Origin of the sequence: Alkalihalobacillus phoenicis, from assembly GCF_047302405.1 — a bacterium.
Taxonomy (GTDB): domain Bacteria; phylum Bacillota; class Bacilli; order Bacillales; family Bacillaceae_D; genus Alkalihalobacillus.
Window position 1 is genome coordinate 949,665 of the sequence record NZ_CP154853.1, and the last position, 24,080, is coordinate 973,744.

General features: G+C 37.1%; 24 protein-coding genes and 1 tRNA gene. 21 read left to right on the forward strand and 4 right to left on the reverse strand.

Features of this window, described 5'->3' with window-relative positions; genetic code table 11:
* Position 1 precedes the first annotated feature (1 nt).
* The 6 genes from AA0017_RS04405 to AA0017_RS04430 all read left to right on the forward strand — a co-directional run bounded on the left by AA0017_RS04405 (position 2) and on the right by AA0017_RS04430 (position 3,296).
* Entirely contained in the window at positions 2 to 571 is a 570-nt protein-coding gene (locus tag AA0017_RS04405; RefSeq protein ID WP_413379880.1) for a nucleotidyltransferase family protein, read from the forward strand.
* A 19-nt stretch (positions 572 to 590) separates the two neighbouring features.
* Complete coding sequence (locus AA0017_RS04410) at positions 591 to 1,064, forward strand: N-acetyltransferase family protein (RefSeq protein ID WP_413379882.1); 474 nt, start codon at positions 591 to 593, stop codon at positions 1,062 to 1,064.
* Between the two features lie 25 nt (positions 1,065 to 1,089).
* Positions 1,090 to 1,449 carry a YybH family protein gene (locus tag AA0017_RS04415; protein ID WP_413379884.1) on the forward strand — a complete coding sequence of 120 codons (360 nt, stop codon included), beginning with the start codon at positions 1,090 to 1,092 and terminating at the stop codon, positions 1,447 to 1,449.
* 190 nt (positions 1,450 to 1,639) lie between these two features.
* Positions 1,640 to 1,765, forward strand: a complete 126-nt coding sequence (locus AA0017_RS04420; RefSeq protein ID WP_413379886.1) for a hypothetical protein — start codon at positions 1,640 to 1,642, stop codon at positions 1,763 to 1,765.
* 109 nt (positions 1,766 to 1,874) lie between these two features.
* Positions 1,875 to 2,624, forward strand: coding sequence for a class I SAM-dependent methyltransferase (locus tag AA0017_RS04425; protein WP_413379887.1), 750 nt, complete (start codon positions 1,875 to 1,877; stop codon positions 2,622 to 2,624).
* 57 nt (positions 2,625 to 2,681) lie between these two features.
* Positions 2,682 to 3,296: an HAD family hydrolase gene (locus AA0017_RS04430; RefSeq protein ID WP_413379889.1), complete on the forward strand. Its 615-nt coding sequence runs from the start codon at positions 2,682 to 2,684 to the stop codon at positions 3,294 to 3,296.
* A gap of 18 nt (positions 3,297 to 3,314) precedes the next feature.
* On the opposite strand, the gene AA0017_RS04435 is transcribed toward AA0017_RS04430, so the two are convergent.
* Positions 3,315 to 3,494 (reverse strand): hypothetical protein, encoded by a 180-nt coding sequence (locus AA0017_RS04435; protein ID WP_413379890.1) that lies wholly within the window; start codon positions 3,492 to 3,494, stop codon positions 3,315 to 3,317.
* Positions 3,495 to 3,659: 165 nt separating this feature from the next.
* Between AA0017_RS04435 and AA0017_RS04440 the strand changes: the two genes are divergently transcribed.
* From AA0017_RS04440 to spoIIP (AA0017_RS04455), 4 genes are all read left to right on the forward strand, one after another.
* On the forward strand, positions 3,660 to 3,788 hold the full coding sequence (locus tag AA0017_RS04440; protein WP_413379892.1) for a hypothetical protein: 129 nt from the start codon (positions 3,660 to 3,662) through the stop codon (positions 3,786 to 3,788).
* 158 nt (positions 3,789 to 3,946) lie between these two features.
* Positions 3,947 to 4,516 (forward strand): phosphotransferase-like protein, encoded by a 570-nt coding sequence (locus tag AA0017_RS04445; RefSeq protein ID WP_413379894.1) that lies wholly within the window; start codon positions 3,947 to 3,949, stop codon positions 4,514 to 4,516.
* Between the two features lie 306 nt (positions 4,517 to 4,822).
* Entirely contained in the window at positions 4,823 to 5,377 is a 555-nt protein-coding gene (locus AA0017_RS04450; RefSeq protein WP_413379896.1) for an RNA polymerase sigma factor, read from the forward strand.
* Positions 5,367 to 6,251 (forward strand): stage II sporulation protein P, encoded by an 885-nt coding sequence (spoIIP, locus tag AA0017_RS04455; protein ID WP_413379898.1) that lies wholly within the window; start codon positions 5,367 to 5,369, stop codon positions 6,249 to 6,251. The genes AA0017_RS04450 and spoIIP (AA0017_RS04455) overlap by 11 nt, the downstream gene beginning before the upstream one ends.
* A gap of 102 nt (positions 6,252 to 6,353) precedes the next feature.
* On the opposite strand, the gene AA0017_RS04460 is transcribed toward spoIIP (AA0017_RS04455), so the two are convergent.
* Together AA0017_RS04460 and spoIIP (AA0017_RS04465) are read right to left on the reverse strand one after the other, a co-directional pair.
* Positions 6,354 to 6,426 (reverse strand) — tRNA-Val (locus AA0017_RS04460).
* A gap of 146 nt (positions 6,427 to 6,572) precedes the next feature.
* Positions 6,573 to 7,703 (reverse strand): stage II sporulation protein P, encoded by a 1,131-nt coding sequence (gene spoIIP / locus AA0017_RS04465; RefSeq protein WP_413379900.1) that lies wholly within the window; start codon positions 7,701 to 7,703, stop codon positions 6,573 to 6,575.
* Positions 7,704 to 7,885: 182 nt separating this feature from the next.
* Here spoIIP (AA0017_RS04465) and AA0017_RS04470 point away from each other — a divergent pair, with 182 nt between their 5' ends.
* The 3 genes from AA0017_RS04470 (at position 7,886) to AA0017_RS04480 (ending at position 11,932) form a co-directional block, all read left to right on the forward strand.
* Positions 7,886 to 8,182: a TIGR04104 family putative zinc finger protein gene (locus AA0017_RS04470; protein WP_413379902.1), complete on the forward strand. Its 297-nt coding sequence runs from the start codon at positions 7,886 to 7,888 to the stop codon at positions 8,180 to 8,182.
* Between the two features lie 528 nt (positions 8,183 to 8,710).
* Positions 8,711 to 11,086: a penicillin acylase family protein gene (locus AA0017_RS04475; protein WP_413379904.1), complete on the forward strand. Its 2,376-nt coding sequence runs from the start codon at positions 8,711 to 8,713 to the stop codon at positions 11,084 to 11,086.
* 153 nt (positions 11,087 to 11,239) lie between these two features.
* Complete coding sequence (locus tag AA0017_RS04480) at positions 11,240 to 11,932, forward strand: hypothetical protein (RefSeq protein WP_413379906.1); 693 nt, start codon at positions 11,240 to 11,242, stop codon at positions 11,930 to 11,932.
* Between the two features lie 244 nt (positions 11,933 to 12,176).
* On the opposite strand, the gene AA0017_RS04485 is transcribed toward AA0017_RS04480, so the two are convergent.
* A complete protein-coding gene (locus tag AA0017_RS04485; RefSeq protein ID WP_413379907.1) occupies positions 12,177 to 12,449 on the reverse strand; it encodes a hypothetical protein in 273 nt (90 codons plus the stop codon).
* Between the two features lie 390 nt (positions 12,450 to 12,839).
* Here AA0017_RS04485 and AA0017_RS04490 point away from each other — a divergent pair, with 390 nt between their 5' ends.
* The 8 genes from AA0017_RS04490 (at position 12,840) to AA0017_RS04525 (ending at position 24,048) form a co-directional block, all read left to right on the forward strand.
* Positions 12,840 to 13,691 carry a GAF domain-containing protein gene (locus tag AA0017_RS04490; protein ID WP_413379908.1) on the forward strand — a complete coding sequence of 284 codons (852 nt, stop codon included), beginning with the start codon at positions 12,840 to 12,842 and terminating at the stop codon, positions 13,689 to 13,691.
* 182 nt (positions 13,692 to 13,873) lie between these two features.
* Positions 13,874 to 15,487: a gamma-glutamyltransferase family protein gene (locus tag AA0017_RS04495; RefSeq protein ID WP_413379909.1), complete on the forward strand. Its 1,614-nt coding sequence runs from the start codon at positions 13,874 to 13,876 to the stop codon at positions 15,485 to 15,487.
* Between the two features lie 307 nt (positions 15,488 to 15,794).
* Positions 15,795 to 17,999: a helix-turn-helix domain-containing protein gene (locus AA0017_RS04500; RefSeq protein ID WP_413379910.1), complete on the forward strand. Its 2,205-nt coding sequence runs from the start codon at positions 15,795 to 15,797 to the stop codon at positions 17,997 to 17,999.
* A gap of 90 nt (positions 18,000 to 18,089) precedes the next feature.
* Positions 18,090 to 18,968, forward strand: a complete 879-nt coding sequence (locus AA0017_RS04505) for a 3-hydroxyacyl-CoA dehydrogenase family protein (protein ID WP_413379911.1) — start codon at positions 18,090 to 18,092, stop codon at positions 18,966 to 18,968.
* The gene (locus AA0017_RS04510) at positions 18,965 to 19,747 is read left to right on the forward strand and encodes an enoyl-CoA hydratase-related protein (protein WP_413379912.1); all 783 of its coding nucleotides are present in this window, start codon (positions 18,965 to 18,967) and stop codon (positions 19,745 to 19,747) included. Before AA0017_RS04505 ends, AA0017_RS04510 begins: the two co-directional genes overlap by 4 nt.
* A 15-nt stretch (positions 19,748 to 19,762) precedes the next feature.
* The gene (locus AA0017_RS04515; protein ID WP_413379913.1) at positions 19,763 to 20,938 is read left to right on the forward strand and encodes an acetyl-CoA C-acetyltransferase; all 1,176 of its coding nucleotides are present in this window, start codon (positions 19,763 to 19,765) and stop codon (positions 20,936 to 20,938) included.
* A gap of 22 nt (positions 20,939 to 20,960) precedes the next feature.
* On the forward strand, positions 20,961 to 22,535 hold the full coding sequence (locus AA0017_RS04520; RefSeq protein WP_413379914.1) for a class I adenylate-forming enzyme family protein: 1,575 nt from the start codon (positions 20,961 to 20,963) through the stop codon (positions 22,533 to 22,535).
* 151 nt (positions 22,536 to 22,686) lie between these two features.
* Positions 22,687 to 24,048, forward strand: coding sequence for a xanthine/uracil/vitamin C permease (locus AA0017_RS04525; protein WP_413379915.1), 1,362 nt, complete (start codon positions 22,687 to 22,689; stop codon positions 24,046 to 24,048).
* Positions 24,049 to 24,080 lie beyond the last annotated feature (32 nt).

Sequence of the window (24,080 nt, forward strand, 5' to 3'; positions counted from 1 at the left end):
AATGTTAAATTCAGAGTCGGACGTGTTAAACTTAATTAGGAAAGATAAAGAAATGATGGAAATGATAAGAGTTGTAGCTTCCTTACAATTACCAGATTGGTGGATTTGTGCGGGGTTTGTTCGAACAAAGGTATGGGATACTTTGCACCAATTTACGGAGAAAACTCCCATGTCTGATATTGATGTCATCTATTTTGATTCGGACAAAACGAGTGAACATGTTGAAAAAGAATGGGAACAAAAATTAATAGAGATACAACCTAATACACCTTGGTCGGTCAAAAATCAAGCAAGGATGCATGTCATTAATGGACTTCCGCCGTATCAGTCATCAGAGGACGCCATTTCCAAATTTCCAGAAACAGCAACCGCACTTGGAGTGAAGCTAAATGAAGAAGGAGAATTACAGTTAACTTCGCCATGTGGGCTAGATGATTTGTTGAATTTAGCGATAAAGCCTACCCCGTATTTTCTCGAAAATAAGTCGTTGCATAAGATTTATCAAAAAAGGATGAACGAAAAATGTTGGAAGTCAAAGTGGCCGTTAATTACGGTTGATCCATTATCATAAAGCTAAAGGGGGATTCGTTATGAAAATACGTCATTCAAAGTCAGAAGATTATAATAAAATAAGCTCTGTTATGAATGGATGGTGGGGTGGGAGAGAGATGGCTTATTTACTACCTAAATTATTTTTTGATCATTTTAACGATACAAGTTTTGTCATTGAAAAAGATCAAAAAATAGTTGGCTTTCTTATTGGTTTTTTGTCACAATCTAAGCCGAATGAAGCCTATATTCATTTTGTTGGTGTACATCCAGAATATCGTCAAGATGGTGTGGGTACACGACTTTATTCTTCTTTTTTTGATAATGTTCAAAAGAGAGGAATTGAAATAGTGACAGCAATATCACCAGTTAATAAAACGTCGATTGCCTTCCATACTCGAATGGGCTTTCAAATGGTAACAGGCGATAAGGAAGTGGACGGTGTACCGGCCTTTTCCGATTATGATGGGAATGGAAATGATCGAGTGGTGTTTATAAGGAACTTAAGTAAATAAAGAAATCGTATAAGGAGGGACAGAAATGGATTTTAAACAAGTATTAGAACAATACATAGCAGCGACCAATACACATGACTTTGCGGAGGTGGAAAAGCTTCTTCATCCTGAGGTTATTTATTGGTTTTCTAATAAATCATGTACAACAAAGGAGCAAATTCAAAGCTATTTTGAACATAGCTGGTCAGTCATTAAAGAAGAGGTTTATTCAGCAAACGATGTGCAATGGCTCGCTACTTCTGATGAGGTGGCAACTTGTATTTATACATATCATTATGAAGGGTTATTAAATGGTAAGTTTGTCTCTGGTCAAGGGAGAGCTACAAATGTTTTTAAAAAAGAGGATGGAGAATGGAAGCTCATTCATGAACATTTGAGTCAGTAAGTTATGTAGGGTGATATGAATGGAGGTAGGGGATTGAAGAATGGATTATATCAAATGGTTAAGAAATAAGGTAGGGACTAGCGAGTATTTTTAAATTTTGCCGGAGCCTGTATTGAAAATGGGCAAGGGCGACAAGGCACAGTCGATCCTTTTTTTCTTTGACTGTTCCATTATAGGTGGGGATTTAGAAATGGATGAAAAAGAAACGCTCCAATTAAAGTTTTTTAAAAAAGGCGAAATGCCAAAGCTTGTAAATAAGCAGCATGAAGATTGTTGGCAGGATATTCGAGATGGGAATCAGTTTGTTTATAGGTAGTGATTAAAAGGAGATTCAATATAGAAAAATGGTGTGGTTCATCAGCTATATGTATAAATGATGAAGGTAAGATTCTAATGGTGTTACAGGGCAAAACAGGAGGTTGTCAATGAATGAATTTAATCGTTTATTAAAGGATGCAGAACAAAAATTTTCTGGCTGGGATTTTTCTTTTATTTCTGAAACGGAACGGATGAGAAGTGGATTGCTATCATGGTCTTATGGAAGCGAAGCGAGGTTTCTCCTTTCAAAGTCAGAAGCGGCGTTAGATATGGGAACAGGTGGTGGTGAATTACTGGCAAAGCTCAGACCTTTCCCAACACAAATAGCTGCGACAGAAGGGTATGCACCGAATTTCCCGATTGCACAAGATAGGCTAGAACCATTAGGTGTTCGTGTTCATTTTGTAGAAGATGATCATGATTTGCCGTTTGAAAATGAGCAATTTGATCTCATTATCAATAAACATGAGTCTTATTCTCCAAGTGAAGTGAAACGCATCTTAAAACAAGGGGCAATATTTATGACCCAGCAAGTGGGTGGACTTGATAACAAGCAAATCAATGAAACTTTAGGTGTCCCATTAAATGAATATAAAGAATGGAACTTACAAAATGCTGTAAAAGAATTGGAAGAATATCGATTTAAAATTCTCAATAAAAAAGAGGAATTTCCGATACAGCGTATCTATGATATTGGGGCATTGGTATATTATTTAAAGGCGATCCCGTGGCAAATTCCTGATTTTGAGGTTGAGGAATATGAAAAAGAGCTTTATCAAATCCATCAATTAATCAATCAGCAAGGTTATTTTGATGTGAAACAGCATCGCTTTTTTATTAAAGCTATGGTTGAATAACGGAGAATGAAAGAGTAAGATCAGAGTAATAATAGGAGTTACTAGAGAGGTGAAACGATGGACAGTATTATTTTTGATTTAGATGGAACACTTTGGGATTCAAGAGAAGCCGTGCTTGCGGTTTGGAATCAAGTTTTACAAAATAGAGGCATTGATAACAAATTAACGGTTGATGACTTTAGTAAAACGATGGGTCTACAAATGGAGGAGATTGCGAGAATCTTATTGCCTCAATTAAGTGAAAATGAAAGAAATGAAGTTTTAAATGAATGTAATGAGCAGGAAAATAGCTCTTTGGCACAAAAAGGCGGTTTACTTTATGATGATGTGGAGTCCGTTTTAGAGTATCTTTCCAAAAAATATCAGCTCTTTATCGTAAGTAATTGCCAAGATGGGTATATTGAGTCCTTTTATGAATACCATCAGCTTGAAAAATATTTTAAAGACTTTGAGAATCCTGGTCGCACAGGGTTACCAAAAGGGAAAAACATTCAACTTATTGTGGAAAGAAATCAATTAACCACATCTGTATATGTTGGCGATACAAAAGGTGACTGTAACGCTGCAAAGGAAGCGGGTGTTCCGTTTGTGTTTGCTGAATATGGGTTTGGGGAAGTAGAAGATTACGATTATCGAATCCGCTCCTTTAAAGAATTAGGGGAAATTTTTTAACCGAACGACAAAAAAAGCTCAGTCTTTTGAGCTTTTTTTCTTTTGCACATATCTAATACAATAATAAGTAACCCAAAATAGGATAACAACCCCAAATATATAAGGATTATTATCTGGGAGAAAAAAGAGTAGCACTAAAGCAACAAGTAAAAAAGGTGGCATTAATGTCCAATATAGGTTTGTTTTAAGTTCTTTCATCAAAATCACCTCATTAAAATGATGGTAAGGCTACTTTATCATCTATAATTAGATTTGCTGTACTTAGAACCTACTAGAAAAAGAGAAGGTATTGGAACTAAGTTTCTAGAAGCTATAACGGCTGAGCAAATTGAATGGGGAGCGAAGGAACAATGGGTGTCAGTGTTGAAGAATAAAGAGATGGGAATTCCTTTTTATAAAGCTGTTGGATTTGTATATCAAAGTGAGGAAGCTGCTCATGGTTATCCAAGTGAAATAGGATTGAAGTCATTAAGATATAAGCGTCATGTATAAGGCTGTCACTATTAGCTGAAAAATTAAAGACTCCTATTGCTTATGGTCATTATGAATGCCTGTTAGTACAGCCCGAATGTTGTTAAAACAAGAACCTTTTTGTTATGAAGGAGCAAAAATTGTGTTAACACATATGGAGATGAGCTTGTGAGAAGGTGTTGAAGATAAATAAAGGGAAAATCGTCTTTTTAAATGGAGTTCCTCGCTCTGGTAAATCGTCTGTTGCGACAGAGCTTCAGATCATTTCAGATAAAATTTGGGTTCACATTGGTGTGGACAATACAGCCTCAATCTTAGATGCTAAATTTTCACCAGCGATGGGCTTAAGGCCAGGTGGAGAGTTTCCAGAGCTCGAAGAAACGGTAAAGAAGCTCTATTTAGCATTGTTTGATAGTATTAAAGCTTATAGTGACCAAGGTTTTTCAGTTGTAGTAGATGTTGGCTTTCATCACCACTACGTATCAAAATGGAATCCAATGAAAGAGATGCAAAAGATTCTCTGTGATTACTCTTGTTTTCTTTTTAGTATTTATTGTCCGGTTGAGGATATTATGCAAAGAAGGATGGTTACATGGGGGAATCAATTAGAAAACGGACGAATTCCGGAACCAGTCCTTAGGTGGCAAAAGGCTGTTTATGAAAACCCTGAATATGAGAAGAGATTTGATACGTCGAAATTAACTTCAAGGGAAGTTGCTGAGGAGATTTTGGCGATTGTTTATAATTGATTAAGGGTAATTAATAGTCGAAGGAACCGAAGTCCGATTTTGGTTCCTTTTTTCGTCTTAATAACGAATAATATAGCTAAGATTAAATAACTTCAGCTTCCTATAACCAATCAAATTTAAAATACTTGTAACCTTTTTTCAATTTAAGACGACTAATTAGAAATTGGTTAATCCAGCTACGTCCGTTAGAAGCTCGAGAAAAATCGGTCGTCTTTATGAAGCTAAAAAGCGACTTCAACAGCCGCCCTGTATTTTTCCTCGCTTCTGACCAAACGGACTTCGCTTTTTATAAAAGGAGGGTAATGTTTGAAAAACAATCATACACACTCTGAAGAAGAAATTCGTTCTATTTATCACCAATATTTTAAAGAAGTTTATCACTTTATTGTTTCTTTTACGAACAATCATGATGAAGCAGAGGACTTAACTCAAGAAGTTTTCATTCGATTATTCAAGTCCATTTCCAAATTCAAAGGAGAATCAGAATTTAAAACATTTATCTTTTCTATTGCACGGCATGTGGCAGTCGACCATTACAGAAAAATGAAAAGGAAAGTGATTTTAGGAGAACTATTTTTAAAGTTTGTCCCTTCTACATTTAGGACGACAGAAGAAATTGTCGAACAAAAAGAGTCTATGTCAAAGGTTTATAGTTTATTAGATGATTTAAGACCTAATTATCGTATGATTGTGATTTTAAGAGGAATCAACGAGTTTTCGATTAAAGAGACGGCCGATATTTTAAAGTGTTCAGAAACAAATGTTAAAGTTTCGTATCATAGAGCCCTAAAGTTACTAAGGAAAAAGATAGTTTCGGAAGGATACTTAGAAGCGGAAGGGTGGTTAAACAATGAGAAATAAAGAAGAACAAGATGTTGTAGAGACTTTGAGAAGAAATAATGAAACGGTTTTTATTAGAAACGGTTTTGAAATAGAATTGGAAGAAAAGCTCGTTCAGCGTTTTAAAGGAAAAAATAAAAACAGATTACTAATGCCCGGTTTAGCAACGACGGCTACTTTTCTTTTCTTTTTGTTCATTGTATTTAATCAAAATCTATTCGAGGGTTTTCAATCTTCAAATAGGACGGAACAACCTTTAGTATATATTTATCATACACACACACAAGAGTCCTTTTTTCCAGAGTTAGATAAAAAAGATGAAGAAAATCCCGGTTCAGCTCATGATAAAGACGTTAATATTTCATTAGTAGGTCAACATTTAAGTAGCATATTGGAAAATAACGAGGTACCAGTTCTTCATGATAAAACAGATTTTCTAAAAATAATACAACAACAAAATCTTGAATTTATGGATTCCTATAGTGTGTCAAGAGAGAATGTAAAAAATGCTTTAAATAATTTTGAGAGTATAAAAATGGTTTTTGATATTCATCGTGACAGTGCAAGACGTGAAGTCACGACTACATCGATAAATGATGAGGAAGTGGCTACGCTCCTTTTTTCACTCAGTCAAGATCATCCTAACTACCAAGAGAACTTGAAGTTTGCCAAAGAAATGAATGATCTTCTTGAAGAGAGGTATCCTGGATTAACTAGGGGGGTCTTTTCCAAAGACAATTTTGGATGGAATGATAACAAAAGTTATAATCAAGATTTACTTGACACATCTGTCCTTATTAATATTGGAGGGGTAGATAACACATTGCAGGAAGTTAATCGCACGGCTGAATACTTAGCAGAAATCATTATTGAAATGTTAAAAAGGGAATCGTAATTGAGTAAAATGGACTGGAGGAAAGCGGAGGGAACTATCTAAATAATTGAATCTTTGCTTAAATATTAAAAATCCGCTTATGTACATAAGCGGATTTAGTGATGACCCGTACTGGGCTCGAACCAGTGACCTCTACCCTGTCAAGGTAGCGCTCTCCCAGCTGAGCTAACGGATCCTGTGGGATATGTATTAATGACATTTATAAATATACAAGCTTTTAGCTGAATTGTCAATAAGGTTTTTATAAAAAGATTGAAAGAAAGTAATCAGGCTCTTTCAAATGATGCTAGTACCATTTGAAAGAGCCTTTTAGAGTAGAACTTATTCTTCCTCCAATTGTTCAAAGTAATATTCACTAAAGATCTCAGCAAAGACCTCAGCGGACCGATGTAATTCGTTCATATGATTATCGACGCCACCAAATTCAAGTAAAATCGCTCCCGCACTTAAATCTTGATTATAAATTCCATTTCCCTGAGATTTATCTTTTCCAAAAATCCCTCGTGTAATGTTTTTGTCCCACTCTTGTAGTCGACTATTTAAATCTTTTGCTAAAGCTTCATTGACTTCATAATTCGGATGAGCTTCACCGACAACAAAAAATAATTTAGCGTAATCTTCCCCATCAATCTCGGCGTGCGTAATATCATATCGTGCTGAATCACGATGTAGGTCGATTATATAGTCAATATTTTCATATTCATTTAGATAATCTTTAACGATCTCTCGTGAGGCGTGATAAGAATAACCGGTTCCTTCTCCTAAGTTATTTAAAAGCTCGGTCATATTTGTTGTATCAATTATCGTTTTTATCCCATATTTTTCTAGTTCTTTTTGTAAATGTTCGCCGACGTTTACAATATTGACATCGTTACTTGTGGCACGATTAAAATCATTTTCTCCTGGTAAATGTGGTAGGAACGACTCCCAACTATGGCTATGATAAATGAGAACAACGGGCTCATCATCGGGTTCTACTGTTGGGGTTTCTGCTTGTTCTTCTTCCTCATCGACCCAATCTTTGACCGTTTCTCGTTCTTCGAGAATGACCTCTAATGGTGCTGGTGATTCATATGGAAGATTTGTAATATCAGTTCCTTCTCCGGCAACAATGATACGGACATCCCGACTATTAAGTCCTGGTACTTCCCTTCCTAACAAGGAACGAAAATCACCTAATTCGATATTGGTCGCTAATTCAAATGCGATTCCACCAACAGATGGTGATTTGTAATCGGCGGGAAGAGCTTGTCCAAAATATTGGTTTTCCATACTCATAAAATCTAATAAAAAGGTGCTCTTTACACCTTCAATCCCACGGTGAATGTTTTTGGAGTGAAAATCGGTTAAGGTCACAATACTCGTGAGAATAATAAAGATGCTGACCATTATGACCGTAAAAAAAATCGTTGCTTGTCTTATCACTTTTTGATTCGTTCTGAAGTGTCGCAAAAAATCCCTCCCTAAATAGGTCGTTAAGAGAGTTTATTCTGAACAGTTGTGATTTAGTATAAAAAATTTACTAGATTTTCATTTTTCTATGATTAGGAGATTTTATCGATAATTGAGTGCTAGATGATTGATATGTTAAAATTTTCATAATAGCTGTCTAATAGTGGGAAGGGGGGATTGGTATGAAGTTACCTACTTGTGCAACGTGCCAGCATTTATTTAGTTATAAAGAGTCGCTTCAATATTATTGGAAAAGGAAATGCCCAGCTTGTGAGACGAAACAATATTTAACGACCAAAAGCAATGTCAGAACAGGTATTCCAACAGTCGTGTTTATTTTGTTTCCAGGTTTTATTGTGTTTAATCTAGTTGACTCTTTTGGGATTTATACTTGTTTTGCGATTTCCTTTCTTATCATCACTTTACTTGTCCTGCCATTTTTCTTCGAGTTTTCAAATGAAAGGCAAGCATTATTTTAATAGGTTAGAAAGTAGGGCTACCATAAAGTCATCACTTTGGTTGGCCTTTTCTGATGTATGGAGAGAAATCGTGAAAATGGATCTTTCTTTCCATGGCAAACTAGTGAGCCTTACTATTGGGTCTACTCGTTAAAATAAGGTTACATGAGTTAGTAATACTCCGCCAGCTCCATACCCTACGTGTTCCGCGGGTGAACCGGGAGCCTCCTCGCTTCGCTTGCGGGGTCTCCCGTGTCTCACTTCTCCCGCAGGAGTCTCCGGGTATTGCGCTGGCTTCGTTTTGGTTAAAGAAAGAAAGCTGAAAACATAGTGGTTCATCTAATGGTTTGTGATTCTTCTTAGTTAAAGGTGGGAAAGAGACTTTTTCAGTGGTATTTATTACTATCCGGTCGCCCGCAAATAGAAAATGACTCCATGATACTATAGATCACTTTTTATCTATAGAAATTTTCATAGATAAACAGGGGAATGGGCATTAAATAAAGAATCCTGTAAGAGGTAGTAATTTAGAAAAGGGGGAAGGGTTAGTTGGAAACGGTTATTGTGAAGAAAAAAGCAACGAAAAGGTGGAAAAAAGGTCTGTTATGGACTGGTGCAGGACTTGTCTTTTTAGTCATCGTAGTCTTAGTTGCAGCCAATCTATTTTTGAATCGTTCTTTACCGCAAATTACGGGAGAAATCTCCTTACAGCATTTGAGCGAACCGGTCACAGTCATTCGTGATGAAAATGGTGTCCCACATATTAATGCGACTAATGAACAGGATCTATATATTGCTCAAGGTTATATACAAGCACAAGATCGCCTTTTTCAAATGGATCTAGGTCGCAGGCAAGCTTCAGGTACATTAAGTGAAGTTATTGGTGAGGCTTCGATTGAGAATGATAAATATTTTCGGACGTTAGGATTACGACGAGCCGCAGAGGATTCTGTTGAAGTTTATTCTAGTGAAGGAATCAATGTTTTGGAAGCGTTCTCACAAGGTGTGAACTTATACATTGAAGAATTACGTCAAAATGGAAAGTGGCCTGTTGAGTTTACGATTCTTGGCTATGAACCGAAAGAATGGACGATTGTTGATTCTTTAACGATTGGAAAATTTATGGCTTATGATCTAGGGGGCCATTGGGAAAATCAAGCGTTTAGGCAATATTTAATCCAAAGTTTTGAAGAGGAAAAAGCCTATGATTTATTTCCTGAATATCCAGAGGATGCTCCTTATATTATCAGTGTTGAAGAGCTAGATTTTCCGAAAGCTTTTGCAAATGCAGTCATTCCCCACGAACATAATGGTAGTAATAACTGGGTCCTAAGCGGAGAGAAAACAGAGAGTGGGATGCCGTTACTAGCAGATGATCCCCATTTAGGTTTAGCAACGCCATCCATTTGGTATCAGATGCATCTTGAGGCTCCGACAGTCAATGTGAGTGGCGTGATTTTTGCGGGCGTTCCTGGAATTATATTAGGGCATAACGAAAATGTCGCATGGGGTGTCACGAATACAGGACCAGACGTGCAAGACTTATATATTGAAAAAAGAAATCCAGAAAATCCGAATCAATATTTATACAATGGAGAATGGGAAGAGGCCGAAGTGATTCCAGAGCCGATCAAAGTGAAAGGGCAAGAAACCGTTGATTATGAAGTGACAGTTACTCGTCATGGTCCTGTTATTTCTGAGTTTGCAGATGTGACGGAAAGTGAAACGGTTCTTTCTATGCAATGGACCGCACTTGAACCATCGACTGAATTAGAAGCGTTATTAAATATGAATAAAGCTAAAAACTGGGAAGAGTTTGAAGAGGGATTATTAGATTTTCATACACCTGTGCAAAACTTTGTTGTAGCTGATACAGATGGAAATATTGCCTTTAAAGCAAATGGAAAAATTCCGATTCGTAAAAAGGGCGATGGGTTATTACCTGTTCCTGGCTGGACAGATGAGTATGGATGGGATGGTTATGTACCATTTGATGAGTTGCCGAGCTTAGTTAATCCAAAAGAAGGATTTATCGCGACGGCAAACAATAAAGTCATCAGTGATGAATACCCATATCATATTAGTCATCATTGGGCCCAACCTTACCGACAGTTACGGATTGTAGAAGTATTAAATTCCGAAAAGAATTTCACGGCAGAAGACATGATCGATTTACAAATGGATATTAAAAACTTACATGCGGAAGAATTTATTCCTGCTTTTATGGAGGTTTTAAATCAAGTGGAGGGAGAAAGGGAAAAGGAAGCATTAAAAATCTTAGCCGAATGGGATTATTTTGACGAGAGCGATCAAGCAGCTCCTTATATATTTAATATTTGGATGAGGAAAATCGCTGATGTTTTATTTAATGAACAAGTTCCAGAAGAAATGCGTGATCTCTTTAATGGTGAACGTGCTGCTGTTGATCAGCTCCTGCGGCGGGCATTGGCAGGTAATCCTGGACCATGGGTGGAAGAAGCAGGTGGTTTGGAGGATGTTTTAACAGAAGCACTTAAGATGACACTTGATCAAATCGAAGCGGCAGAAGGTTCTAATATGAATCAATGGAAATGGGGGGACTTCCATCAAGTACACTTTACTCATCCATTATCAAATGTATCTCCTTTAAATTATTTATTCAATTCAAAAGGTGGCCTTCCTGTTGCTGGTAGTCAAGTAACGGTTCAAGCGGCAGCCTTCCGTGATAATGGGGTCGTCAATCACGGGGCATCATGGCGATTTGTCATTGATATGGAACATTCAACGGAAGCTTATCACATAGTCGGTCCAGGACAATCAGAACATGTCAAAAGCAAATGGTACGATGATCAATTTGAAGACTGGATTAATGGAAACTACCATAAAACCGTCATGACGGAGCCGAGTGGGGAAACGCTTCTATTAAAGCCAATTGAGGTCGAATAATTTTTAGCGTGCTAATTTAGAAATACGAATGAAAGGACCGCATCTAATTTCCCATCTTTATACAACTAACAGGAATTGTTTAGTTGATGTCTAATTTTATATATATGGACATATGAATATCGTTAGACAATCTATCGGTAAAGGGGAATTGATGTGAAAAAGACGACTCTGAATATTATCGTTCTAATTATCCTAGTTTTTAGTTTAAGTGCATGTCAATCAAGTGACAATGTTAAAGGAGAAACAACAACCGAACTAGACGAAGAAACGAAACAATCAGATGAGGACGAAGCATCAATCTTAGTGGGAGAGCATGAACAAGTAGAGGAGGGGGAACCGTTAACGGTAGAAGATTCTCAGTGGTTGTTAGGGTTGGCAGAAGATACATTCCAAAAGCTTAAAAATCACCAATATGAATCATTAGCGGATGTCACTCATCCAAGTAAAAACCTCACCTTTGTTTCCTTTATGGATGCTGAGACATCAAGTGTATATGAAACCGTCTTTACAGGAGAACAATTTACAAAATATAAGAAAAAAGACAAGTATATCTGGGGTTATGATCAAGAAGGGCAAGAAATAAATTTAAATCTAAATGACTATGTTTCACAGTATTTATTTAAAGATCAAAATGAATATGATATTGATTATCGAGAAGTTCTCTTGCACCAAATTGAAAAAGAAGAAGGTCGTATTGAGCAGTTGATCAAAGCTCACCCAAGAGCTGTTTTTATTGATTACGCCGCAACAGAGTCTGAAAGTGGGAAACAAAAATTACGGTTTATGTTTGAGAAGGAAGAGGAGCAATGGTATTTATTCGCCATTATTAGAGAGGGAAGGTTGTAATTTGTATACAGGTTCTTAATGACCAAACGGAGCCAAAGAAATACTAGGAGACCCCTACGGAAGGAGGCTCCAGGTTCACCCGCGGAATGCGTAGGGTATGCAGCTGGCGGAGTAGGCCAAATTGGAGGTATCTAAAAACAAATGTTCGAAAACACCTCTGAAAAGTGGATGTGAAGGATTTTCCTTCCGTCCACTTTTATTCAGGAATTTTTTAAGGATTAATCATTTTCGATTTATGCTTATTTCAGCGATATTGCTCAACCATCATTTTGGCATACATCCATGTAATAATCGTGACAAAGAAAATGGTGGTGAAAAAAAATAAATAGATAGTCTCAGCAAACCCTTGGAAAAAGAGCAAATTAATGAGAATAAAAACTAGCGATAAGCTGGCCATCAGTAAACTAGGAAAATAAATAATGACTTTTGGTTTTTGAAAGATTATTAGCTTTCTAGTTAAGAATAAAATCATAAAACCAATGAGTAACCCCACTCCAATCGCCATCATAACAAGCATTTTTGTAACCCCCCTCCATCTTCTAACTTTAATAACGTACTTTAGTCAGTTTTTTAACTGTTTCAAAAGCTGTAAAATGATAAATGGAGAAAATTAGTTTTAATTATCTACATTTCCATTATAATAAAGAAAAGCTCTATACTTATATGTATCCAGAAAGAAGGTTCAGTAGAATCCTAACTTCTTATAGCTTAAAAGAATAAAAGGCTGTTTAGGACAAGATGATCTAACCGTCCTATATGATTAATTGCTTTACCCAACTTATGCTAAAGGTAAACAGCAATAACGTAAGTCTCTAGAAGTACTATTTGTTATGAAAACGAAAAGCGTTATGAACACTTTTGTATTTATATTAATGTCATAATGAATACAAAAAAAAGGAGGGACCTCGTGCTAGAAGAAAACAGCCAGAGTCACAATGCGTTGGTTACAGTATCAAAAAAACTTTTTCAATTAATTAGTGATAGATTAAATGTCAATACAACTTATGTTACGAGAAAAGACGAGCATGCGATGATGGTCTTAAGCTCCTTCAATAAAGAAGAGTTAATTATTCCAGAAGGTTATCAAGTGCAGTATGGAGATACATATTGTCGATTGATTATTCAAAATAAAGATGATGTGATGACAACGAATAATTTAGCGACTTTCAATTTAACGAGGGAGTTAGAAGTTACAGAGCAATTAAAAGTGAAGGGGTTTCTTGGTGTCACTTTAAGAGACATTTATGGCAATGTATTTGGAACATTATGTGTGATGGATAAAGCAGAGCGAAGTTTTTCAAATGAGGAAATACATTTTCTTAAAAACATGGCAGATATCTTATCCTTTTTAATTCATCTTGATGAAACATCGCGTGATCTTGAGATGATTAGTTGCCCAATTATTCCAATAAAGCAAGGGTTAGCAATCCTATCTTTACAAGGAAACATTAATGAAGTTCGTAGCCAAAAGATTCTTGAAGATACTCTTTCTTATGCAGCTGAATTTAGAATACACCATTTCATTATTGACTTATCACAACTATTTTTGTCTGAAAATCAATTTCCTGATGTTTTAAAAAAGCTCGTTATGGCCCTCAATATAATGGGGAGCGAGGTTTTTATTGCAGGCGTACCCAAATGGCTCGTTTCAAGAGGGGAAGTAAGGGCACAACTTGAAGGATTAAATGCAGTATATGTAAAAACAGTTGAAGAGGCCTTAAATTCTATTGGATATAGTTTGAATAGAATAGAAAAATAAGCAAAAGCGGAAGGAGCTGATTTTGATTAAATCACTTCCTTTCTTTTTTTGTTCTGAATATTAAATGAATTAATTGGATTATTATTGTAAAATAAGGAGGTGTATGAGAATGAAAAAAATAGCTTTAATTGGTTCACTAGGAACAATGTAAAGAATTTAGTATTTATAAGAGGAGTGAAAAAATGCAGAACATTGACCAACTGAACTATCCATTCCAATCACAAAGAATGACGACTTTTGCGAAAAAAGGGATGGTAGCGACTTCTCAACCGCTTGCTGCTGAGGCTGGTTTACAAATTTTAAAACAAGGGGGAAATGCGATTGATGCGGCGATTGCGACAGCGGCTTGTTTAACTGTAGTGGAACCGACATCAAATGGCATCGGTGGTGATGCTTTTGCTTTAGTTTGGACAAAAGGAGAGCTGCATGGTTTAAATTCAAGTGGGTTTTCACCAAAAAATATCTCAATTGAGGCTGTTAAAGAACGAGGTTATTCTGAAATGCCAAAACATGGCTGGATTCCAGTTACTGTTCCAGGAGCACCAGCCGCTTGGGCGGAACTGTCAAAGCGTTTTGGTAAGTTGCCATTAATTGAAGTTTTAAAACCAGCGATTGAATATGCAGAAGAAGGTTTTCCGATTTCACCTGTGCTCGGAAAAATGTGGGCAAGAGCCTATCGTCATTACAAGAATTCATGGGAGGGTGAGGAGTTTCAAAATTGGTTTGATACTTTTGCTCCGAACGGGGGAGCACCTGAAATTGGCGAAATATGGTCCTCGCCTGGCCATGCGAAATCATTGCGTTCGATTGGAGAATCAAATGGAGAGAGTTTTTATCGGGGCGAATTAGCAGATAAAATCGCTGCTTTTTCGAACCAATATAATGGATTTTTAACAAAAGAGGATTTAGTTAAATATAGGCCAGAATGGGTCAAACCAATTCATGTGAACTATCGTGGCTATGACGTGTGGGAAATCCCGCCTAATGGGCAAGGTCTAGTCGCCCTATTAGCTTTAAGTACGTTAAAAGGTTATCAGTTTGGAAGCTATGAGTCTATTGACCGTTATCATAAACAAATCGAAGCAGTGAAATTAGCGTTTGCGGATGGATTAAAATACATAACCGATGCTGAAAAAATGTCTGTTTCTGTAAGTAGCTTATTGTCAGAAAAATATGCGATGATGAGAAGAGCGAAAATGACAGATACGGCGGAGGTACCAGAAGCGGGAACCCCTCCAAAAGGTGGAACGGTTTATTTAGCGACCGCTGATGAAGAAGGGAATATGGTTTCCTTCATCCAAAGTAATTATATGGGTTTCGGCTCTGGAATCGTTGTTCCTGGAACAGGTATTGCCCTGCAAAATCGAGGACATAATTTTTCACTTGACCCAAATCACGATAATAGACTAGAAGGTGGAAAACGAACATTCCATACAATTATCCCAGGATTTTTAACAAAAGATCATGAAGCGATTGGACCATTTGGGGTGATGGGTGGTTTTATGCAACCTCAAGGTCATGTCCAAGTGATTATGAATACGATTGATGCCGAATTAAATCCACAAGCAACTCTGGATGCACCAAGGTGGCAATGGTTAGAAGGAAAAAAAGTGATGGTAGAGCCACATTTTCCTCTTCATCTTGCCCAAGAACTAGAAAGAAAAGGTCATCAAGTTTCCATCGCTTTAGATACAAGTTCATTTGGAAGGGGTCAAATTATTTGGCGAGATCCAAAAACAGGAGTATTACAAGGTGGTACCGAATTCAGAACGGACGGGGCCATTGCTGCTTGGTAATAAATGAGACAGAATAAAGGTAAAAGTTATAAAGAGGCTACTCAAGAGGTCAAGTGATCTTTTGAGTAGCCTCTTTTATAGGGGAAGATGTTCACTTAGTATTGCAGAGGTGGTGGGATTATGGTGTGGATAAGGGCAGATAGGTAATGAAAAAGCTGAGTTGACAAAATTACGGTACGAATCTCGCTATTAAGGGCAGTCTAATAGAGGATTTTTTTACTCCTTATCGAAGAGGGATATTACGAATTCGGAATCTTAATCAAAAAAACATAATGAATATCAATCTGGGACAAGAGGGTGAGTTCAAATGGAGAAACGGGAGAACAAAAAAGGAAAGCTTATTAAAAGAATTGAGCAGCATTTACGAAAAACGGCAAGGCATCTCGTTCAATTTGATTCGGAAGAGGAGACATTACAATATTTGATCGATTCCTTTCAGGCTGAGTTATCAACAGAATTTGTTGGGATCTTTTTAAAAGACGAGCAAGTTTTATTTTGTAAAGTTGTCACAGGGGCAACAGGAGCACTGCAGGAACTTAATTTTTCAATGGAAGATTGCCCGACACATATAATGAATGAATGTTTAACGTTTCAGCAAAATAGTGACTTAATTCGTTATCCTTTTGCTAAGCTTTTGAAGCAGCAAGACTTATCGACTTGGTTTACGGTGCCGATCAAGGATGAAATGAACTCTTATGGAATTTGTGTGATTGGTTATCGCCAAAACATTCCCCTTTTTATGGAAATGGAAAAAGTGTTTGAGGAGTTTGGTAAGGATATTGCTTTATCCATTTCGTTAGTGAGGCAAAAGATAAATCAAAAACAAAAGTGGCTCGAAATGGATTGGCTGAGTCATAATTTGCTGATCGATTCTTCTTTGGATGAGGTTATACATAATATATTGGAGCGAGCTGCCAAAGGGACAAATGCCAATTATGCCTATATGTATTTATATAATGAGCATAAAAATTGTTTTGAAAAACAAGCTTCTACTTATGGAAAGGGAAGAGGGCCAGAATTTGTCTATGTTGATTCTAGTAATCAATTGAAAAATTCCTTTCCTTATTTAGGGCTTGTCGGTGAATGTCAGTTATCGATTCCGTTAATAGTGGATTTAAATACAATTGGTGTTATTCATATTGAACATAACGATGCTTATTTTACTGATGATGATCGTCAATTTGTTGATCTCCTCTCGAATCACGTCTCTGTCATGATTGAAAATGGGCGGCTTTATCAGAATGAAAGAGCTCATAAGGTAAGGTTAAATGAGATTTTACAATATCAGCAATCGTTAATGAAAGAGACCATTAACGCGGATAATTTTGAAGGAATTACAAAACAAATTACTCAATTATTTCAGTCTGCTGTTATTTTAACAGATCGATTTATGAGACCGATTTCTCATGAATGTGGACCGATTGAAAAGGAGAGGTTTTTCAATTTATTAACTCAGATGAAGGAAAAAAATTTACTCGAAACGGATAAAGACTTAGTTGTTGATAATATCGCATTTTCAGTATGGCCGATTCATGGTGGGGGTCAGTTATTAGGTTATTTATTCCTTTCAATCGAAAAAGAGGAAATTGATCATTTAGTTCGATTAAGCATTGAACTTGCACGAAATATATATTCGGTGCAATTTATTAAACAGAAAAGAATGGTTGATGCAAAAGAACAAATGAAACAAAGTCTTGTACAAGAGTTGCTAGTGGAGAAGATTGAACAACAAGACCGAATCATTCAGTATGCTCATTTGTTTAATTGGGATTTATTCGCAAAACATCGGATTGTTTCGTTATCCATTCAATTCAAACAGACGGATGATGACAATGTCCTTAAACGACAAGAGATGCGAACCAAGCTAAGTGATTTATTAAAAGAAAGGTTAGCTATTTATGATAAAGATATGCTGTTATCAAATATAGCTGAGGAATATGTGATTATCATTCCTCATAAAAAAGAAGGCAAAGACTATCAAAAATTTTATCAAGAATTCTATCAAAAAATGAGATCATGGTTAGTGCTGGAGAAGTGGCCTTACTGTCTTTTTATTGGAGTTGGTGGGGTGACAACATATTTGCGTGATTATTTTTTGTGTTATCAACAAGCAAAACAAGCTTTAAGTATCGCGATGAATCATATGTCGAAAAAAGGATTGGCTTATTATGAAGAGCTCGATTCCTATGTTTTATTGCATGAAGTAAAAGGTCAAGAAGTGTCAACTTTGTTTATCCAAAAGTATTTAGACCCTATTTTGATTTATTCTGAGGAAAGGAAGGTCGATTTATTTTTTACGTTACGAATGTATTTGAATAATAACGGACATATCCAACAAACAGCAGATGCTCTTTATATTCACCGCAGTTCATTATTGTATCGTTTAGAGAAAATGGAAAGTCTGTTGTCGCTCAGTCTGAATGATTCAGACGTTCGTTTTAATTTAATGCTCGCTCTAAAGTTATATGACTTAAATTCTGTGAATCCATCCTACAAGATGTTGGAAAGATAAAATTAGTTTCCTATATTATGACGATGTCTGTTCGTAGCTTCTCCCTACTATAATAAAAACATATTCAAATGCAAACAAGGAGTTGAGGGTATGGGTATAACAACGGTAGCAGTCATAGGTGCTGGAGCAATGGGAAGTGGTATTGCTAACCAAGTCGCACTCTCTGGTTTTCAAGTAATTTTACATGACGTAAAAGATCAGTTTTTAGAAAGAGGAATGGCAAGAATTAACAAATTTATGGATAAAAGCATTTCAAAAGGGAAATTGACGGTAGAACAAAAAATGGATGTTTTAGAAAGCATAAAGACAACAACGGATTTACATGATTTACATCAAGTTGATTTAGTGATCGAGGCTGTGGTTGAAGATTTAGATATAAAAAAAGAGGTGTTTTCAAAACTAGATAAAATTGTACCTGAGCATACCTTTTTAACGTCCAATACTTCTTCTATGTCCATTACGGCTTTGGCTGCTGCGACAGAGCGTCCCGAACAAGTGGCAGGTATGCATTTTTTTAACCCAGCTCAAATTATGAAGCTTGTTGAAATTGTGAGAGGGTTAAAAACGAATGACGAAACAATGGAGATGTTAAAGGGTTTTTCGCACGATATTAATAAGGAATATGTTGAAGTGAAAAAAGACACACCTGGATTTATTGTGAACAGGATTATGATTCCGCAATTTATTGAAGCGATAAAGTTAGTTGAAGAAGGTGTAGCCTCACCAGAAGATATTGATAAAGCCGTTCAGCTCGGTTTAAATTATCCGATGGGACCTTTTACGTTACAAGATTATGCAGGTATTGATATTGGCTATCATGTTATGGAATATTTTAAAGAGGAATTTAATGATGACCGCTTTGCCCCGCCTTTATTATTAAAACAAATGATAAGAGCTGGTCTATTTGGCAGAAAAACTGGAGCAGGATTTTACGATTATAAAAATAATTCAAACGGAGGTAGACGATGAGCCTTTATGAATATTTAATTTGTGAAATTGAACAGAGTGTTGCAACCGTTTTCATCAATCGTCCCCCTTTAAATCCCCTTAATAGTCAAGTGTTTCTAGAATTGACGACTATGTTTGTCGAGTTAGAGCAAAAGGAAGAAGTTAAGGCGATAGTATTAACAGGAAGTGGGGATAAAGCATTTGTGGCTGGGGCTGATATTCATCAAATGTTATCCCTTGATGGAGTTGGTATGCTCGAAATGAGTGCGGTGTCTCGAGCAGCCTATTCGCAAGTTGAAAAATCAAGCAAACCAGTCATTGCTGCGATTAATGGACTTGCCCTTGGCGGTGGATTGGAACTCATTCTTGCTTGTGATTTAAGAATTGCCTCATCAAAAGCAAAATTTGCTTTTCCTGAAGTTGGTTTAGGCATTATTCCGGGCGGGGGAGGGACACAGCGTCTACAACGAATCGTCGGTCAAGGTACCGCAAAGGAATTATTATATTTTGGTGATATGTTCGATGCAAAAAAAGCGGAACAAATTCAACTGATTAATAAAGTAGTCGAGCCTTATGAGGTATTAAAAGAAGCACAAAAGTGGGCCGGTAAATTAGCTCAAAAGCCTGCTGTAGCAATGCGGATGCTAAAAACAGCTGTCAATAGTGGAGCAGATGTGGACTTAGAAGCAGGACTAACAATTGAAGGAATGTGTTTTCAAACCGCTTTTGCAACAGAAGATCGTAAAGAAGGAATGACGGCTTTTGTTGAAAAAAGAAAACCGATTTATATGGGAAAATAAAGGGAGGTTTATAAGATGAGTGATGTTGTCGTTATTGAAGGAGCTCGTTCCGCTTTTACTGAATTTGGAGGGTCTTTAAGAGATTTATCAGCGATCGATATGGGGGCTGAAGTGGCCAAAGCAGCGATGAATCGAGCTAAAATCGATGCAGGAGAAATAGATAATGTTGTCGTTGGAAATGTGATTCAGTCAAGTACAGATGCGATATTTTTAAGCCGACATATTGGTTTAAAGGCGGGGGTGCGTACAGAAACACCTGGATTGACAGTTAACCGCTTATGTGGTTCTGGTTTACAGGCTTTATTAACAGCGGCAGAGTCGATTAAATTAAATCGTTCAAAAGTTGCATTAGCTGGTGGTACAGAAAATATGAGTCAAATCCCACATGTTATTCGTGGAGCTAGATGGGGGCTCCCGCTTGGGCAAGCGAAAATGGAAGATTATTTATGGGAAGCTCTTAATGATTCGTATAGTGGCTGTTCGATGGCCGTAACTGCTGAGAACCTAGCAAAAAAATATGAGATTTCCCGAGAAGAAATTGACCAATTCGCTTTAAGAAGCCAAACAAAAGCACTAGCATCGATTGAGAACGGGGTATTTGCTAAAGAAATTACGCCGATTACGATGAAATCGAAAAAAGGTGAGATTACGATTGCTCGCGATGAACATCCAAGAGAAACGAGCTTAGAGAAACTAGCGAAGTTGCCGGCACGTTTTATTAAAGATGGAGTTGTGACACCTGGAAATGCAAGTGGAATTAATGATGGAGCTGCGATGATGGTTTTAACTTCGTCTGATTACGCTGCCGAAAATGATTTAAAACCAATTGCAAGATTAGTTTCTTATAGTATTGTCGGAGTTGATCCTACGATTATGGGGATTGGTCCCGCACCAGCGATTCGTGCAGCTTTAAAGGAGGCAGGACTTACTTTGCAGGCTCTTGATTTAATCGAGATCAATGAAGCTTTCGCTGCCCAATATTTAGCTTGTCAAAAAGAACTAGGTTTTGATCCGACGATTGGCAATGTGAACGGTGGAGCGGTCGCACTTGGACATCCGCTAGGGGCGAGTGGGGCAAGAATCTCTTTATCTCTCATTTATGAATTAGGAAGACGTGGAAAAAAATATGGTGTATCAGCTGCATGTATTGGTGGTGGCCAAGGAATTGCTGCGATTTGGGAACGATTATAATAGATAAGGGAGGCTGAACTTTATGAGCAAAAATGATTCTTTAACAGATGTATTGAAGGCTGCATTTAGAGAATACCCCGATCATGAAGTGATTTTCGACCAATATAAACGAATGACTTATCGTGAACTTTATAATGATGTTCAATTAATCAGTGCAGCTCTTAGTAAACAAGGAATAAACAAAGGCGATCGTGTCATTGTCAGCCTTCCGAACTGGCATGAGTTTGTTGTCCTGTATTTTAGTATTGCTCATATTGGAGCGATTTTAGTTCCTTGTAATACACGCTATAACTCTGAAGAAATGAGTTACATCGTTGAAAACTCAGAAGCGAAGGCAGCTATCTTATCGGCTGACTATCATGTAGATTTGTTAGAGGAAAAGCTTCAAAATAAGGATTCAAATTCTAGATTGGAATCTATCTTTACGGTACGAACAGAGCGTGAATCATTGAAATCCTATCAAGATTTACTTGTGGTTGGTCAAAAACTACATGCTCCCATTATCAAGATAGACCCAGATGAAGATGTCTTTTCCATTCTTTACACGTCTGGTACAACGGGTAAACCTAAGGGAGCGATGTTAACGCATTCTAATGTGATTGCCGCAGCGAGAGTCACTGTAGAGCAGATGGAATGTACTCATGAAGATGTCTTTCTTGTCGCGGTCCCCGTGTTCCATGTATTCGGTATGGTTCCAAGTATTTTGTCAACCGTCACGGCTAAAGCAAAAATGGTCTTTATGGAACGATTTAAGGCAGATGAAGCATTAAAATTAATTGAACAAGAAAAAGTGTCCGTTTATCACGGAGTACCAACGATGTTTATTTTAGAACTCAGTTCCAATGAGCTGCTAAACTACGATTTATCATCTTTGAGAACAGGGATTATTGCTGCTGCGCCATGTCCAGAAGAAATTGTAAAAAAAATTCGAAGCATCATGGGTTGTAATGTTGTGATCTCATACGGTTTAACAGAGTCTGCTGCGAGTTTTACCATGACGAGTTTTGAAGATGATGTAAGACACCGGACAGAAACAGTTGGGAAAGTACTTCCGGGTGGAGATGTTAAAGTTGTTGGAGCAGAACGTGAACAGTTGGCTAACGGTGAAATTGGTGAACTCGCATTAAGAGGAATCGGTGTAATGAAAGGATATTTTAAAATGGAGGAAGAAACAGCCAAGGCGATTGATCATCAAGGTTGGTTTTATACGGGCGATTTGGCAACGATTGATAACCAAGGATATGTCAGAATTGTTGGACGAAAAAAAGAAATGATCATACGCGGAGGCTATAATATTTATCCACGCGAAATTGAAGAACTCATTTACAAACATCCAAGTGTACTTGAAGTGGCGATCGTTGGTGTTGCGGACCCGGTTATGGGAGAGGTTTCTGTCGCAGTTATTAAATATAAAGAAGGTCATAGAGAAAGCAGCCATACAATGAAGTTGTACTTAAAAGATTTGATTGCTCCTTATAAAATTCCGGATCAATTTATTCATTTAGATGAATTGCCAATGACGGCGAGCGGAAAAATTAAAAAGATGGCTTTACAAGAAATCATTAAAGGGAAAATAGATAATACGAAGATTCGTTAATGGCAGAATAATGGTTGGGAGTCGATTTTTTTTTCGGAACCGAGGTGTTATTTGATTTATCCGATCTTTTAACATTGCCCTTAAATGTTAGCGTTTTCATAAGGTGATAAGAGTTAAGTGAGGTGAAACCATGATAAAAGGGGAGAAAAATATGTCATTATATAAACGAAAAGAAGGTAGTGAGCAGCCTTATTGGCAATTTGGTCCATTTAAGTTACGATTTCCTTTTATTCATTACCGACTAGAAGGACCTGAAATTATTCAAGGGTTTGTTTTATTTTCAATTGGTTTAAGTATGATTCCAATCTTACAGAACTATGTAGGAATGACTTTTGATGCTGCTTTAGCCGTTGTGATTATTTTTCAAATGACGATGTTATTACAAGTATTGTTGGGCTCTCCTTTCGTGTCAGGATTAATTACACCTCTTATCCCTTTACTCGTTATCTTTTTATCTGACTTTACACCAGGTCCAGAAGCGATACAAGCCCTTGTAGCCGTACAATTGTTAGTAGCTATTATCTTTCTCTTATTTGGTATAACGGGAATGGGTCGCTGGATTGTCAATAACCTGTCAACCTCGTTGAAATCAGGTATTTTAATAGGGGCTGGGTTAGCTGCTTTATTTGGTGAATTTCAAGCAGGGGGGACAGTGGCTGAAACACCAATTTCTCTTATTATTGGTGGGGTTATTTGTTTGTTCGTTATGTTTTCTCCCACTTTTAAAAGTTTGATTCAACGTAATAATGTTGCTGGGTTTATAGCTAACTATGGGATCATGCCATCGATTTTAATCGCGATTATCATCGGCTGGATTGTGCGAGAATATCCGAGTCCGACACTTGAATGGGGGATAACGGTTCCGAATTTCGTTGAGCTATGGAACTATACACCATTTGTTGTTGGTTTTCCAAGCTTCGAGATTTTTTTGCTTGCTCTTCCTCTTGCCATTTTAGGTTATGTTATTGGTTACGGGGATATTATCGTCGGGAAAACGTTAATAGAAAAGGCGAACGAAAAAAGGCCAGATGAAAAAGTGGATACAAATGTTTCCCAACTTCATGTCATTGTTTTTATCCGTAATCTGATTCATGCTTTTTTCGCCCCGCACCCTGGATTAGCTGGGCCTATATTTACAGCGGGGATGGCTTCCGTTGCTGAACGATACACGTATGGGAAAAAGGCGATGGAATCGATTCATTCGGGTGCAGGAACTTTACTTTTAACCTTTTTAGTTGCTCTATTTATTTTACCGCTTGTAACGTTTTTCCAACCGTTTTTGCCTATTGCCTTATCGATTACGTTAATCCTGACAGGGTATATTTGTATTACGGTTGGGCTAGAGCAAGTAAAAACACCAATTGCCAGAGGAGTTGCTTTAATCATGGCAGTTGTCTTAGCGATTTATGGAGCAGCTCATGCGTTAATTGTCGGTATATTATTGTATTTTCTAATTGAACGTAACTGGGTGGAACGTACGAAAGATAATAGGGAAGAGAAGAGAGCAAGTTAGATTAGTTGATTTGAAATGAAACTAGAGGTGAA

What these genes read in the sequence shown, in the direction of transcription:
- AA0017_RS04405 (WP_413379880.1), top strand. Translation starts at nt 2, where the DNA reads ATGTTAAATTCAGAGTCGGACGTGTTAAACTTAATTAGGAAAGATAAA.
- AA0017_RS04410 (WP_413379882.1), top strand. Translation starts at nt 591, where the DNA reads ATGAAAATACGTCATTCAAAGTCAGAAGATTATAATAAAATAAGCTCT.
- AA0017_RS04415 (WP_413379884.1), top strand. Translation starts at nt 1,090, where the DNA reads ATGGATTTTAAACAAGTATTAGAACAATACATAGCAGCGACCAATACA.
- AA0017_RS04420 (WP_413379886.1), top strand. Translation starts at nt 1,640, where the DNA reads ATGGATGAAAAAGAAACGCTCCAATTAAAGTTTTTTAAAAAAGGCGAA.
- AA0017_RS04425 (WP_413379887.1), top strand. Translation starts at nt 1,875, where the DNA reads ATGAATGAATTTAATCGTTTATTAAAGGATGCAGAACAAAAATTTTCT.
- AA0017_RS04430 (WP_413379889.1), top strand. Translation starts at nt 2,682, where the DNA reads ATGGACAGTATTATTTTTGATTTAGATGGAACACTTTGGGATTCAAGA.
- AA0017_RS04435 (WP_413379890.1), bottom strand. Translation starts at nt 3,494, where the DNA reads ATGAAAGAACTTAAAACAAACCTATATTGGACATTAATGCCACCTTTT.
- spoIIP (WP_413379898.1), top strand. Translation starts at nt 5,367, where the DNA reads ATGAGAAATAAAGAAGAACAAGATGTTGTAGAGACTTTGAGAAGAAAT.
- AA0017_RS04470 (WP_413379902.1), top strand. Translation starts at nt 7,886, where the DNA reads ATGAAGTTACCTACTTGTGCAACGTGCCAGCATTTATTTAGTTATAAA.
- AA0017_RS04485 (WP_413379907.1), bottom strand. Translation starts at nt 12,449, where the DNA reads ATGCTTGTTATGATGGCGATTGGAGTGGGGTTACTCATTGGTTTTATG.
- AA0017_RS04495 (WP_413379909.1), top strand. Translation starts at nt 13,874, where the DNA reads ATGCAGAACATTGACCAACTGAACTATCCATTCCAATCACAAAGAATG.
- AA0017_RS04500 (WP_413379910.1), top strand. Translation starts at nt 15,795, where the DNA reads ATGGAGAAACGGGAGAACAAAAAAGGAAAGCTTATTAAAAGAATTGAG.
- AA0017_RS04505 (WP_413379911.1), top strand. Translation starts at nt 18,090, where the DNA reads ATGGGTATAACAACGGTAGCAGTCATAGGTGCTGGAGCAATGGGAAGT.
- AA0017_RS04510 (WP_413379912.1), top strand. Translation starts at nt 18,965, where the DNA reads ATGAGCCTTTATGAATATTTAATTTGTGAAATTGAACAGAGTGTTGCA.
- AA0017_RS04515 (WP_413379913.1), top strand. Translation starts at nt 19,763, where the DNA reads ATGAGTGATGTTGTCGTTATTGAAGGAGCTCGTTCCGCTTTTACTGAA.
- AA0017_RS04520 (WP_413379914.1), top strand. Translation starts at nt 20,961, where the DNA reads ATGAGCAAAAATGATTCTTTAACAGATGTATTGAAGGCTGCATTTAGA.
- AA0017_RS04525 (WP_413379915.1), top strand. Translation starts at nt 22,687, where the DNA reads ATGTCATTATATAAACGAAAAGAAGGTAGTGAGCAGCCTTATTGGCAA.